17 protein-coding genes are annotated in these 13,142 nt (G+C 58.1%); all 17 read right to left on the bottom strand.

All coding sequences use genetic code 11. The features are described from left to right. Positions 1-103 precede the first annotated feature (103 nt). The 17 genes from AC4ANK_RS20620 to AC4ANK_RS20700 all read right to left on the bottom strand — a co-directional run bounded on the left by AC4ANK_RS20620 (position 104) and on the right by AC4ANK_RS20700 (position 13,081). Positions 104-448, bottom strand: coding sequence for a phage tail protein (locus AC4ANK_RS20620; protein ID WP_082301323.1), 345 nt, complete (start codon positions 446-448; stop codon positions 104-106). Beyond that, complete coding sequence (locus AC4ANK_RS20625) at positions 448-3,021, bottom strand: phage tail tape measure protein (protein ID WP_460384651.1); 2,574 nt, start codon at positions 3,019-3,021, stop codon at positions 448-450. Before AC4ANK_RS20625 ends, AC4ANK_RS20620 begins: the two co-directional genes overlap by 1 nt. Positions 3,022-3,076: 55 nt before the next feature. Then, positions 3,077-3,754, bottom strand: a complete 678-nt coding sequence (locus AC4ANK_RS20630; protein WP_206361132.1) for a hypothetical protein — start codon at positions 3,752-3,754, stop codon at positions 3,077-3,079. 56 nt (positions 3,755-3,810) lie between these two features. After that, entirely contained in the window at positions 3,811-4,059 is a 249-nt protein-coding gene (locus tag AC4ANK_RS20635) for a phage tail assembly protein T (protein ID WP_460414693.1), read from the bottom strand. After that, the gene (locus AC4ANK_RS20640; protein ID WP_002553098.1) at positions 4,014-4,451 is read right to left on the bottom strand and encodes a phage tail assembly chaperone family protein, TAC; all 438 of its coding nucleotides are present in this window, start codon (positions 4,449-4,451) and stop codon (positions 4,014-4,016) included. The genes AC4ANK_RS20635 and AC4ANK_RS20640 overlap by 46 nt, the downstream gene beginning before the upstream one ends. Before the next feature lie 9 nt (positions 4,452-4,460). Continuing rightward, the gene (locus tag AC4ANK_RS20645) at positions 4,461-4,958 is read right to left on the bottom strand and encodes a phage tail tube protein (RefSeq protein WP_460384649.1); all 498 of its coding nucleotides are present in this window, start codon (positions 4,956-4,958) and stop codon (positions 4,461-4,463) included. Positions 4,959-5,022: 64 nt separating this feature from the next. Beyond that, positions 5,023-5,391: a DUF3168 domain-containing protein gene (locus tag AC4ANK_RS20650; RefSeq protein WP_082301325.1), complete on the bottom strand. Its 369-nt coding sequence runs from the start codon at positions 5,389-5,391 to the stop codon at positions 5,023-5,025. Continuing rightward, the gene (locus tag AC4ANK_RS20655) at positions 5,391-5,876 is read right to left on the bottom strand and encodes an HK97-gp10 family putative phage morphogenesis protein (RefSeq protein WP_003370677.1); all 486 of its coding nucleotides are present in this window, start codon (positions 5,874-5,876) and stop codon (positions 5,391-5,393) included. Before AC4ANK_RS20655 ends, AC4ANK_RS20650 begins: the two co-directional genes overlap by 1 nt. Beyond that, positions 5,869-6,207, bottom strand: a complete 339-nt coding sequence (locus AC4ANK_RS20660) for a phage head closure protein (RefSeq protein ID WP_460384647.1) — start codon at positions 6,205-6,207, stop codon at positions 5,869-5,871. The genes AC4ANK_RS20655 and AC4ANK_RS20660 overlap by 8 nt, the downstream gene beginning before the upstream one ends. Then, positions 6,207-6,683 (bottom strand): head-tail connector protein, encoded by a 477-nt coding sequence (locus tag AC4ANK_RS20665; protein ID WP_002553095.1) that lies wholly within the window; start codon positions 6,681-6,683, stop codon positions 6,207-6,209. The genes AC4ANK_RS20660 and AC4ANK_RS20665 overlap by 1 nt, the downstream gene beginning before the upstream one ends. A 3-nt stretch (positions 6,684-6,686) precedes the next feature. Beyond that, complete coding sequence (locus tag AC4ANK_RS20670) at positions 6,687-7,103, bottom strand: hypothetical protein (RefSeq protein WP_460384644.1); 417 nt, start codon at positions 7,101-7,103, stop codon at positions 6,687-6,689. Positions 7,104-7,154: 51 nt separating this feature from the next. After that, positions 7,155-8,540 (bottom strand): phage major capsid protein, encoded by a 1,386-nt coding sequence (locus AC4ANK_RS20675; RefSeq protein ID WP_080376660.1) that lies wholly within the window; start codon positions 8,538-8,540, stop codon positions 7,155-7,157. An 11-nt stretch (positions 8,541-8,551) separates the two neighbouring features. Beyond that, positions 8,552-9,394 carry a head maturation protease, ClpP-related gene (locus tag AC4ANK_RS20680; protein WP_054986379.1) on the bottom strand — a complete coding sequence of 281 codons (843 nt, stop codon included), beginning with the start codon at positions 9,392-9,394 and terminating at the stop codon, positions 8,552-8,554. A 3-nt stretch (positions 9,395-9,397) separates the two neighbouring features. Beyond that, complete coding sequence (locus AC4ANK_RS20685; protein WP_460384642.1) at positions 9,398-10,708, bottom strand: phage portal protein; 1,311 nt, start codon at positions 10,706-10,708, stop codon at positions 9,398-9,400. Then, the gene (locus AC4ANK_RS20690) at positions 10,701-10,865 is read right to left on the bottom strand and encodes a hypothetical protein (protein WP_002553089.1); all 165 of its coding nucleotides are present in this window, start codon (positions 10,863-10,865) and stop codon (positions 10,701-10,703) included. The genes AC4ANK_RS20685 and AC4ANK_RS20690 overlap by 8 nt, the downstream gene beginning before the upstream one ends. Next, entirely contained in the window at positions 10,862-12,595 is a 1,734-nt protein-coding gene (locus tag AC4ANK_RS20695) for a terminase large subunit (protein ID WP_198701141.1), read from the bottom strand. Before AC4ANK_RS20695 ends, AC4ANK_RS20690 begins: the two co-directional genes overlap by 4 nt. Then, entirely contained in the window at positions 12,596-13,081 is a 486-nt protein-coding gene (locus AC4ANK_RS20700) for a phage terminase small subunit P27 family (RefSeq protein WP_058418439.1), read from the bottom strand. Positions 13,082-13,142 lie beyond the last annotated feature (61 nt).

The raw sequence follows: 13,142 nt of genomic DNA on the forward strand, positions 1-13,142 counted from the left end.
TAAAAGCTACTAAAAACAGCCAGCGCCTACTTTGGGTTGACGTGTGTGTCAACCAATTATAACCGTTGCTCATATTTGAGCAATCAAAATACATGTCATTTTTCTACGGGTTAAAAACCTGCTGGAAGCTAGCGGAAAGCGCATGCGCTCCCCCACCCAGAGCAGAAAGCTTGTAGCCGTTGGACCGGTATCGCCCAAGAGCACTACCCGGCGGCGTCCAGAGGAATGATTTGAAACCCTCGTGCCGGTCCAGAAAATCCTGAACCTGCTGGAGTTTCTGGCCAGCACCGTAACGCCCGGTCACGGTCACGTCCCATGCTTGCGACTTGGTGTTGATGCCGACACCGCCAGCCTGGGTGTAGCCATCGCCGAAGTCGTTCGACCAGGTGCGCTGCTTCACGTCCCCGGACGCTCCGACCTGTACATCAAAATCGAATGTCTCAGCCATTACGCGCGCCTCCAAAGACGTCCGCCTTGGCGCATCTCTCTGTCCAGAAACTGCCCGAGCTGAGCCTCAAGTGCAGACGATATCGCCGAACCCTGTTTGGCCGCGTCCGCGTTGGTCATGCCTGGCTGAGCCTGGACATTCACTGGCGCGTTGATGGTGAAAGACGGCGCACCGCCAGTACCACTCCCGGCCTTATCAGCCAGGTACTTCGTCAGGTCGCGGTTTTGGTTCGGGTTGAGCACGCGCTCACCGCCATCGAGCAGCCAGGTGCCTTCCTTCGGGATGTTGTCCATACCGTTGTGAGCCATACCGGCGAGTGCGGATGCGGATACGGCGGCGACCATTGGCGCAGTTGCAGCAGCAGCGGCGAGTGCGGCGGCCGGCGCAGCAGCTGGACCGATCAGCGGAATACCGGCGGTCGATGCGTAGGCGTTCAGCGCTGCCTGCGCAGACGCTGCCTGCGCGTTGGCGATCAAGCCGGTGGCCGCCGCCGATTGCCCGCTTTTGCCAACGAGCAGTTGAATGCCCTGATAGATCAGCCACTGCGCCGCCATGTCGCTCAAAGCGTTGACAACCGACTTGGACATGTTCCCAGCGAAGTCAGCGATAGCGTCTCCAGCGTCCTCTGCACCGGTGACCACGTCCGAGAACACGTTGCCCAGGCCGCCGGTCAAATCATTCAGGCTGCCAGACACGAAATCGGCCGCGATCGCCGAGTAGTCTTCGGCCGCATCAACGTAGTTCTGCCAAGCATCACTCACGCCCGCCATCCAGTTGGACTGGGCCTCATCAATCCGATTGTAATAATCCTGCTGGATGACCATTCGTTCGGCCAGCGCCTCGGAGAGCATGCCAGTCTCTTTAGCGTACAGCTCGGCGCTGATATCGCCGGAGTTGCGCTGCGCCTGGAGGTCCGCAGCCTTGCGCGCGTAATCCTCCTGAATGGCCATGTCCTGCTTCAGGCGGTCACGGGTCTTGTCGCCCATACCTGCGCCAGCGAGCTCCATATCGAAGCCGCCGCTAGTGGCAGCATTCTCATCCTTCAATGTGGCAAGGAAGCTGACCGCCTTGGCCTCTTCCTCGTTCGCCACCTTGAGTTTTTGGAGAGCATCCAGCTCCGATGCCAGGCCCTCGAGGCGCTTCTGCTGGACAGCGTTGATCCCAACGAGCTTGCCCGATGCAACTTCGAAGCGGATCTTGTCCACTTCCGTGGCGTTTTTCTGCGCATCCGCGCTGGTATTGATCAGGGCGATCTGTCGCTGCAGATCGGTCTCGGAGCCTTTGAAAGTATCGCTCAGTTTCTTCGCCGCCGACGCAGCGTCTTTTGCAGCCTGCTTGGCTGCTTCCAACGCTTTGGGGTCGACTCCGCTACCTGTTCCGCCCTGATCACTGAAGCCAACGCCGCCAAACAGTCGCTGGTACTCGCCCGCCGCAGCACGCGCATCGGTGATGTATTTCTGAATCGTATCGCCCGCGAGTGGAGTTTCGAGACTTGCTTTAATCCCTGCTGCTGCCTCAGCGGCAGCGCCAAAGTTCACTTTAGCCTCATCGCGCAGGCGGGCGCTGTCGGCTATGAACTGTTTGGACACATCACCTATGGTGAACTTTGCCAAACCCGCCGCGACATCCGCCATCATCGAAGATGTATAACCGACTGCTGTCGCGTACATGCCTACTAGGGTATCCGAAACGATCTTGAATACTCTTGTAACTCCATCACCAGCACTGACGATAAAGGCAGTTGCGGTAACGAGCTTATCGCTCATTTCCCCCACAACCTTTGTTACACCGCCACCTGCTTTCACGGTGTCATTAAGATCTTTGGTCAGTTGCTGAACCACGGGCATGAAGTCTTCGGCGATCTTGTTTTTCGCACCCTGCAAGTTCTGCATGAGCCCAACAAGTTCACTTGAAAACTGTTTCGATACGGCTATTGTTTCGACGCTGAGAATAGCGCCGGCTGACTCTGCAGCCTCGCCCAGCGCTTTGAACTCCTTCCCCCCGGCGCGCAGCAACGGTACCAATGCGCTCGCTTCATCAGCAATGCCTTCCATGTAGAACGTCATTTCAGCCTGAGAGACATTTGCTTTCTCAAGGGTCGAAACATACAACTGAAGTGCTTCTGCGCTATTGAGCTTTTTGAAACTCTCCGCTGTCACGCCGACCTTTGGCGCAATGACTTCAAAAAAATCCTTCAGCTCACCGCCGCCGGTATTGAAGAAGTCGCCCAGCTTATCGTTGGTATCCTTGAAGATGTCTGCGAGCTTGTCCTGCTCAACGCCAACGGTTTTCGCGCCCGCCGCGTACTTCTGGAACTCGGTTGTTCCAAGACCAGCCAGCGCTGCAAGGTTGGAGATTTCCTTGGCGCTGCCTGCCGTATAGGTGACCAGCCCTGTCAGAGCGGCAGGGACGGCTGCGATGGCAACGCCCACACCCTTGGCCAGGTTTTCAAAAGACTTGGCGATTTCCGCGTTGCGTTTCTTTGCCTCCTGGCTTGCCCTATCAAGAGGGCCAGTAAACGAACCAATCCTGGCCACCAAATCCAGCGTGAGCGTGCCCAGTGACTTGCTCATTCATGTTTCTCCTGGCGAAAAAAAACCCGCCTAGGCGGGTCAGTGTGAGGTTAGCTTATCTGTCTGGATATCCTGACAGGTCAAAATCAAATGTCTGTTTTCCAGCGTGATAGAAGTCGATCCCAACCCTTAGGGAGCCGCCGCTTTTTACAATCCTTTCAAACGCTTTGGCATCCCGAATAAACATCAGATCAGCGTTTCCTGTAGAGCTGGTTAGCCCTGTCCATGTCTGAGGCTTCCCGCCGTTGACCCTTATTACAAAACCGCAGTCGGAGTAGTGACAAAGCATTTGCCCTTTATCAACCTTGAAATAAGCATCAAAGGTTTCGCCACCTTTACGGATATACAGAGTGAGGTGAGAGCCACCAGGATAGTTATACGGAAAAGCAAAGTTCACGGATGTAGTCGATTTCAGTCCATTTACTTTAACGTGCGCATCAGTCAAATCATCGGTATATGAAGACTCGGTCCAGTTGCTGCTAACCTCTGGTGGACGAGCTTGTTCGGGCAAATCCGGAAGCGCTGGCGTCGCCCCCACTTGCGCCGAAGCAGGGGAGCTGCTCGTTACCGCCGTAGAAGGTGAAGCAGATTTGTAAACAATGACAACGACAATTAACAACATCAACCACGTAAACAGACTGGTTTTCTTCTTGGCTTTCGCGCCGCACGTAGGACACGCCTGAGCCTGAGTAGATATCAACGTACTGCATTCCCTGCACTTTATCAGAGCCACTTCGGATTCCCCCAGAAAGACGAGGACTGTATCAGCCTCGACGACCAGTCACCAGCTCACGCCCAACTCTCCATCGCCTGCTCGAGACTGATGGGTTGCTCAGCCTCATGCGGCATGAAGTCGAACATCTTGTACGGACCGTCCTTGTAATTCACGTTGGCGTACATCATTGCGAGCAATGCCGATCCGCGTTCCACACGCATGCCGATGTTCAGAGAGCCACGTAGCGCCCGGTACCTCAGCCAAGACCTGAACTCGATCAGGCTGAGGTTTTCCTTGGCTTCCGCGATCGTACGCCCGCCGATGCCGGCGAGGACGAGCTCGTGCCAGAACTCTTCGTCGTCGGAGAGGGCTTCGTCTTTCCCAGGTTGTTGACCTCGGCAATGGCTTTCATCAGTGCCATTGTCAGGTTGCCGTCCAGCGCGCCGCGCTCGGGATCAGCGTCACCGGTGATGTCATCTACGGTGAAGACAGGCTTGCCCTCTTCGTTGCAGATGCTGGCGGCGATCCGGCCGGCATGAACCTCAAGCCTGCCGGCTGCGGAAAGCACATCGTTGATCGCCGTTTGAAACCCCAGCGGCCTGACGTACACCGTGGCGAAGATATCTTCACCGCCCTGCTGCCATTTGATTTCTTTCTCGACTGGGCGGCCGGTAAATGCGCCGACGCCCCTCAAGCTTTCAAGGCTGAGTTTCATGGAAATCCCTTATGCGCTGGCTGTCTTGCGGACCCAGGCGGAGCCGCCCGAACGCTGGATGGTGGCGGCCGTAGTCACCACCGTGTTGGCTGCGAAGTCGAACGGGAAGTCAGAAACGTAGCCATCGAAGATGAACCATGTCCGACTGGTCGGCAGCTCAAAGTCGTCACCGGCAGCGTTCAGTGTCGGAGCAGCCATCCCGTCAGCCCAACCAACAGCCCATGCCACGCTCTCGATGGTGTCGTCTTCGGAAATCTGATGAAGACGAACGTGCGATGAGCTGCGAGGATCAGCGTTCAGGGTCAGGGAAGCTTGACCCGGAGTACGAAGGCCGCGCATGTAGCGGCGCACTTTATCGCTCAGGCATGTGACTTCGATCTGATCGGCTGGGTTACCGCCCGGGCTGAATGCGGTGGCGCATTCGATCTCAAGGATTTCGAGAACCGCCGGATTGGTAGCGGAAGGCACCAGTGCGAAAACCTGAGTGCCTTGGGTAAGAATCGACATGGCTTTCTCCAAATGTCGGACATAAAAAAGCCCGCTCATGGCAGGCCGGATGAATTGGTTTCGGCTATCTGGGCACAAGCCAGTCGATATCGAAGCTCGACCGGTACAGCTTTGTTTCGGTGTCTTTGCTCTCGCCGCCCCAGCGGACCACATACGCTTTGAGTTCAATGGCGTGACTGATCGCGTCGGTCACTGCCCTTGCCTGCGCGCCTGTGGCGGCATAGACATCAACCTGCAACGTGAACCCATCGACATCTGGGCGGCCTGCGAGGTAGTTTTCTGGGCTGCCAGTGATGACCTGCCAGACTGCATACGGCTTCGCCACGCCTTCGGGCGCATCATCGAACGGATAAAGCCTGGTGGGGCTGACGCCCAGTAGTGCAGTTACCCCGGCGTCAGCAGCGCATACGGCGAATATGGGTGCATATGACATCACGCCCCCCCTGAAGCCTTGGCCGCTCGTTTAATCGCGCGGTCAATGGCCTTCTCGTATTCAGTGATGAATGTATTGGTTGCCTCGGCTATGTTGTCGGCCAAGGCTTTTCGCGCGAATGGATCCGCCCGCATTTTGGAAGTACCGAATTCGATGAGGCGCCAATGAGGCGTCGCAGCGTTCGCAGATTTGTCGCCGCCCTTCTTGAGGACAGCGCCTTGCAGAACACCAACCCGGAAACCCAGGTCCCCGCTCGACTTGAACAATTTCCCGTTCCAGCGAAGCGCGACGTTGTCCGCGATAGATCGGCCTGTTTCAGGGTCGTCTATCCGCTGCGCGCCTTCTTTCATCTTGTTGGCCACCAGCTGGGCAGCCTTACGCAGCGCCGACCGACCGCCTTTACGCTTCATGTCCTGAGTGATCGATTCGAGTTTCCCAACGAGAGAGTCAATACCCTCCAGTTGGAAATCCACTGAGTCAGCCATCGTTGACCCCCTTGGCAACCAAGATGGTGAGATAGTCCAGCCCCGAATCGGGATCGGGCAAAGGCGGACCTTTGATGTCGTAGGTGTCCCCTCGGTAAAGAATCCGCATCGTCGGCAGCACGCCGGCTCGGTAGCGAATCACCATACGCGCGGTCGCCTCCGACTGGCTGGCCTGCGCAGCAATAAAATCCTTGGCGCTCAGCGGCTCGACCGCTGCGGGCACCTTGTCCCAAACCGTTTGCCAGCTCTCCAGCTCTTCACCGGTTTTAGGGTCCTGCAGTCTGCCCAACGCCTGGAACGTGATGCGATGACGAAGTCGACCGGCACGCATTACACGCCCATCCCGATGCGGTATGGCATAAGCAGCGACTTGGAGGCCAGCGGCAGCTCCGCGGCAATCGTGCCGATCACCACTTCCTCGCGGTTGGCGAAGAGGTTGCCCAGCTTGAGCAGGCATGCTGCCTGTATGGCCTTGTTGATCACGATGCCGAAGTCGTCCATGTCTATCTGCTCAAAGCTTTCAGACAATGACTGGCGAGCGCGCTCTCGAAGACGGCAGCGAATATCCGAATTTTCTGGGTTGTCGGCCAACTCCAGCGCAGCCCGGTATGCAGCTCTAGCGGCTTGAGTTCGCTGAACGGTGTCAGCCTTCGCCTTATCCACATCAGCCTGATCGGCATAGAACCGGCGCTGCAAAAACTGCATAACAGCTTCCTCCGCGGCGCCCAGAAATTCCTCCACGAGCGGCTGATCCTCGGATTCTGCATGCAGGTGATGCATGGCCGTTTCTATGCTGATGACGGGCATGTATCACTCCTGAGGCGGTTGGTTCTGCTCGGTTTGTGGAGGCGAATTCTCGTCCTGAACCGGCGGTCCTTCGCTAGGAACATCAGGTTCAGGATTGCCAGCGGGATCCGGTGTGGTGGAGGTCAAAAGTTTGGCCAACTCGCTTTCGGCTTCTTCTTTCTTGCCGATAAAGTCACCGACCTGAGCGCCCTCAGCGTCGACGATAATCCAGCGCTGCCCCTTCTTGGCAATCGTCAGCGCCGAGCGGTCACTGGAATTGTTGGTCAGCGCTGCGCCAGCCTCGCCTACGATCTTGCAAAGCTTGAGTTGCTCCAGCTCCTTGGCCAGCCATACAGGCGCGGCATAAGGCTCGTTGTCGGTGTCACCGATGGTGCCGCGGTCCTCGTAAGCCCGCAGCGGCTTGATCAATACATCTGACATGTCTCACCTCGGTGGGCCGGGGGTGCCGGCCACTTTAGGGGTTGGTGCAGCTTAAGCCGCAGCGGCCGCAGCCGTGAGCTTGCCAGTGACGAAGGCTTCGGTACGGTAGATGGCAAACGCCAAGCGCTCTTCAGCGCGAAGCGTGACCATGTTGTTCTCGAAGTCCTTGTCGTTCTCGGTGGAAATCAATACTTCAACTTCCATCCGGTCGAAGATCTGCGCGCCGAGTTTGAAGGCCCCCACCAGGAAGTCGTTTTGCTTCATCGCTTGGGTTGCTACTACCGGGCGATTCCACAGACGAGCCGCAGTGCCTTCCTGCGGTTGACCGATCAGATAGCGACCCTGGCTGTCTTTGATCAACTCGATCAGAGCCCAGTCAGTCGGGTTGAGCACGATGCCATCCGAAGGGAACTCTGCCAGCTCGGCTTGCAGAAGGGCCAGGCGAAGGCGGTCGATGCGCTGCTCGCCGGTTACGGTCCAGCCAGCTGGAGACGCGTATTCGTTTGCAACCGGAACAAGCCCTTGCAGATTTGCACCCGCACCGCTGCCGTACAGCAACTGCGCCTCTTCAGTCAGCAGCAAGCCATAGCGAGCGCGCGCATCGATGTAGCTCTGCAAAGCCTTCGCGTCATCCAGAATCTGACGCGACGCTTTGAACAGGTGGGCGATAGTACGAACCGACGCCGTTACCAAGGCAGTCGTGATTTCGGAATACGGCTTTGCAGAGCCCTCCGCTACGGTCGCGGCATTGTTTGTAAAGCCTGTCTCGCGGACGTACTCAAGCGAGCCAGCTTCGGTCTGGCCGGGGGCAACCAGATCGCGAATGGTGGCTCGACGCATGCCCGGCAGCGCGACAGTGTCCAGGCGCTCCGTGGCCGCCAAGCCACCGGCGGATGTGGTGGTGATAGCGGCGCGAGGCACGGAAACACGACGGGAGCCACGGAAAGACGAATTGACGCCTTCCATGTGTTCACTGGTAACAACCAACTCGCCAGCGGACTTCGGGGACTCGTTACGCTGTGTGTCGCGATTGGCATTGACAAGCTTTTGCTCGGCTTCCAGCACGCGAGCCTGCAGTTCGCCCTGCTTCATCAGCAACTCGTCAACCTTGGCCGACGTTTCTTTGCTCAGGCCCTCATGGCGATCGACATTCTTCTGCGCCTGCTCGGCATGTGCCTTGAGCTGATCACCGATGTCCTTGAGGTTGGCTTGGGTCTGCTTGTACTGGGTTTCGATGTCATCCTCACCGATTTTACCCATCTGAGCATTCCAGCCGCGATACTGAGAGGTTCCACGTTTTACGAGCGCTGTGGAAATACCCACCAGCAAAAGCGAACCCATAACTGCTTCGGCCGTGGCACCGAAGGTCAGCGGGATCAAGGCAGCGATGGACAACACAGCCATCAAGAATGCCGGGGACAGACGAAATTTCATCATTGTGTGAAGCCTCATACGGGAAAGGAAAAGTTGAGTTTCGGCAGGGGTGACAGGTCCAGCTCGACAGCGCGGGGCTTATCGGACGAGGCAGCGTATTGCGTACCCCCGCCAGCAGCGCGAGGCGTGCTGGACTTGAAATTGGCGAAGAGTTCGCGGCGTTCGCTGCGGGCCATTCCGGCCTTTGCCAGAGCGATGTCCATGGCTTTAAGGGCATTACTCTGCTGGGCCTGCTCGTCTTCACGCTCGGTGATTTCGTCAGAAGAGAGAACGGCCGTTGCAAACCCGAGCTCAACTGCTCGTCGCCCGCGTATGAACGTCTCGTCATCCATCATCTCGGCAATGTCAGCAACTGCCTGGCCGCTGCCTTCCGCGTAAAGGTCGGCCATCGCTGCGTCGAACTCTTCCATCGTGTTCGCTACATCGCGCAAGTCATGGCGGTTGCCGACTGCCAGCGTCCAGCAGTTGTGGATCATGAGAAACCCACTGCTGGCCACTTCGCGCTTTGCGCCGGCCATGTAAATCACCGACGCAGCCGAGGCAGCCAAGCCCAGGACCTTGGTTGTGATCGGCTGGCTGTGCTCGCGGAGCCGGTTGTAGATGGCCAGGCCCTCGAACATGTCGCCACCTGGCGAATTGATGTACACGGTGGCTGGCTTGTCGCCGATTGAGCGAAGGGCCGCGTCAATACGCGAGACGGTAACGCCTTCCCCGTACCAGTCCTGGCCAATAACGCCGTAGATGGTGATGGTATCGCTGGTGGACTCCACGGCCGCTTTGATGGCCGGATTCCATCTGTCGAGCGCGCGCGGGCTCAGCTCGCAGTTAAAACTGCCAGCCTTGGATTTTGGTTGCATGATTTATTCCTTCGAGTTTGCCGGCTGATCCAGCCAGTTCTGTAGAGCTGCCCTTGCGGCTTGCCCGTCATCGCCCTGACCCAGTTTGTCGATCGGCGAAAGGTTGGTTTGCACAGTTAGCACACCGGCATTTCCGCCCATTTTGGGCAGGTTCTCTTTCATGCGGCATTCGTCGCGGGTGTAGATGCCGTTTTGCACCATCCCCGAATACAGCGTCGCGCGGGCGGCGCTGTCAGCACGCAGCAGGCCTTCGATAGAGAACTCCGAGTAGATCTGGCGGCGCTGGGCTGGCGTGAGCAGGTTACGGTTGATGCCCTCCTCGATCCGGCGCATGTAGCTGCGCAGTGTGAAAGTCAGGAAGCGCAGCAGCTTCTGCTCCAGGCCCGTGCCCCAGTTCGACGCCTTGTCGCTGTAGCCCACCATGGTCGGATCGACCATGTAGAAGCGGCAGATCTCCTCGGCGCTGTACTCGCGAGACTCCAGCAGCTGGGCGTCGACCGGGTTGATGCCGATGACCTTGGCGCTGACGCCCTCCTCCAGCACCGGCGACTTGCCGGCGTTCATGGCGCCGCTGATGCGCTGGACGTAGTCCCGGAAATCATCACGCTGCTTCGGCGAGAGGGTCTTGTTCACCTCGAAGGCGACCGTCTGGTGCATGCCGTTCTTGAAGGTGGAGCCGGCCACGTCTTCTGCCGACATCGCCGCACCGAAGACATCGGCGCCGTAGGCGATAGGCGACAGGCCGATCTGACCGTCCAGCGAGAACGCCGGGATGTGCATCATGTCGCTGCCCGCGATGTCGCGCAGCTGACCGTTCTTCTCGCGGTACCGGTAGAGGATTTCGCCATTGTCGGCGACGTCCAGGTCCATGCGGTTGGGCAGCAGGAACTCCAGTGCCACAATCCGGCCGCCGATGCGGACGATCTCGACGAAGGCATTGCCTCGCAGCAGCATCGAGGCGACCACCGCCTCCCAGAACTGCACGGCGGTCATTCGGCTGTTGGGGTTGGTGTTGATGATCCAGTGCAAATCGTTGTCGCTGTCCACCTTGCGGCCGCCGTCGGCCTGGCGCATGTAAAGGCCCAAGGGCAGCGTGGCGATCGTCTCCGAGATCAGCCGGACGCAGGACCAGCAGGCCGCCAAGCGCATCGCCTTGTTGACGGTGATGGTCTTGCCGGTAGTGGACGTGCTGCCGACCGTTTGGGCCCAGATCCCGTCGGCGCCACCGGATAACGACCGACCGACCCAGTCAATGATCGACGTCTGCGGCGCAGACACCGCGCTGCTCAGTACGGACAGGAGGGACTTAGCCACTGGTCAGCCCTCTTCGGATGAATGCTGCCGCGACGAAGCATGACGAAGCGGCGGCAAGAAGCGCCCAACCCACGCCAAGCAGTACGTAAACGCCTGCCACTGCAAGGGCAAAGCCCAGCACTGCAGTCAGCAGGTAAATGATTGATGATGTATTCATTCGAATATTGGGTCCCGGATTGAATCCATGAATCGGTCCACGCCGCCATCGCCGGCAACGACTTGCAGCATCGCCCGCCCGACCGACATGATCAGTGCAACAGCGCCATCGATCTTGTTGTCATCGCCCTGTTTGATGGGCCGTACTACGTCGTCGTTACCGGGCATGTTTTTGCCGATCACGTTGCCGATACACCAGGTCATGATCGGATTGCCGTCATGGTGGAACCTTCCAGCGGTGATAGCCGCTTCCAGCTCTTTCATGGCGTCGGACATGTTGGTGTAGTTCTGGGTGATGGTGACCGGGTTGAAACCCTCGTCGTCGAGGTCATGGCTCAACCCAGTAGCACCGTGTGGGTCAATCGGCGACTCGCGCAGCGGTGCGTGTTTGTTTGCCTCTTTGGTGTCTTCGAGGATTTCGCGGTAATCGATCTCGGCTCCATCGGTGACCTCAAGGTGTTTCGAGTTCAGCCAGGCCTGGAAGCGCTCGGACATGCGCTTGTTGTCGCTGTCATAAGCGGTGTCGTATGGCACCCAAAACTTGGGGGCCACGCTGTAGTAGTGAGTCTTTCCGTCGATCACCTTCCAGAACAGGCGCGCCCTCGAGTTCATGTCCAGCTTTCGCGCAAGGTCGAAACCGGCGATCCACTCTTGCCCCTCGAATTGATCGAGCGTAAGGGAGGTGTCCTCGCAGGACTTCCAGTCCTGCATGTTGAAGAAGCCAGACTTGGCGCTCACCCATAGGTTGAGGTGCTTCGTTTTGAAGGTGTTGGTGAACCGAGCCGAGCGGATCGCCCGCGCCTGCTGGCTTTCCAGGTATTCCTGGAACACTGACACGCCGTGGTTGGGGTTGGCCTTGGCCAACATCTTGGGATCGGTCCAGTCGTCGCCCTCATCAAGCGTCCAGATCCAGCCGAACAGCTCGTCGTCGGGTACCGTGCCGGCAAGCATTTCGATCACTTGGCGGCGCTTGTCGTAACAAGGCCCCTCGATGTCAGCGCCGGCCGTGGTGATGATGAACATCAGCGGCTGACGCCTTGCCCCCATGCCGGTGAGCATCGTGTCGTACTGAGCGGAGGTTGGGTGTTCGTGGTATTCATCGACAATGGCGCAGCTGGGTGACGCACCGTCGCCAGGATTGCCGATAAGCGGTTCGAACCTGCTGAAGTCGGACGGGATGTTCATGTTCGAGGCATTGACCTCGATACCCGCCGCCTTAATCAGATTGGGCGACTTCGTCACCATAAGCTTCGCGGGCCTGAACACTTCCCACGCCTGTTTCTCGGTAGTCGCTCCGGAGTAGACTTCCGCGCCGTACTCATCATCAGCCACGAACATGCCGATGCCTACGCCACCGGCTACGACCGACTTGCCATTCTTGCGCGGCACTTCCCAGTAGCTTTCACGGAACCTGCGGTGACCGCCCTTCTTCTTGACCCAGCCAAACGTGACGGCCAGGCCGAAGAGCTGCCACCCCTCGAGCGTGATACGTTGACGCTTGAAAGCCCACTCGCCCTTGGTATGTGGCAGCAGCTGGATCAGCTTGAGCTTTTTCTCAGCCTTCGCCGGATCGAACTTGAATCTGAACCCGCGCTTGCGGCTGGCAGCCATGTCATCGAAATGGCGCTGCACTGCCTGATGGATGTAGCGACAAGCTGGCACCTTCCCACGTAGCAGAGACCTACCCCACACCATCGCTTTATCAACGTTGGGGTGGGCAGACTTGGCCATTCAGGATCTCAATAGGTCGGCGAATTCGTTGGTCTCTTTTTCCTTGTTTCCTCCGATCAGACGTGTGCGGTTGGCCGGGTCAAGGCCGAGCATCGCCCCGAACGTCACCATTTGCCGCATCGTTTCGTTCGCGGCGGTCAGTGCCGGGTTTTTCATCGGTCCGCCGGTGGCACCAGTAACCACGATCCCGTGAGCCTGGACTGACTCCTGCGCCATTCGCCAGTTGTCGTATGCAACGCAGAACGCTTCGACGTTGTGTAAATCAGTTATCGCGACCACGTTTTCACGCAGAAGCTCGGGAACAATCATCTTCCACATCTGCGAAGCGCGGTCACTTAGCCATTCAGGCGGATCAACATTTGTGATCTTCGAAAAAGCCGGCTCGGCCTTATTCAGCGCGCGTTTGCCGGGATTTCCGGCTAGTGCTTTCTTGGCGGTCGGCTTGGGTTTGCGACCACGGCCGGCGACCGTGGCGGTACCTCCCATCGCGCAACTCCAGAATTTTTAATTTCGCGGGTGTAAAAAAACGACTGAGGGCGCGGTCTAG

This window comes from Pseudomonas sp. Pmew2, from assembly GCF_058129885.1.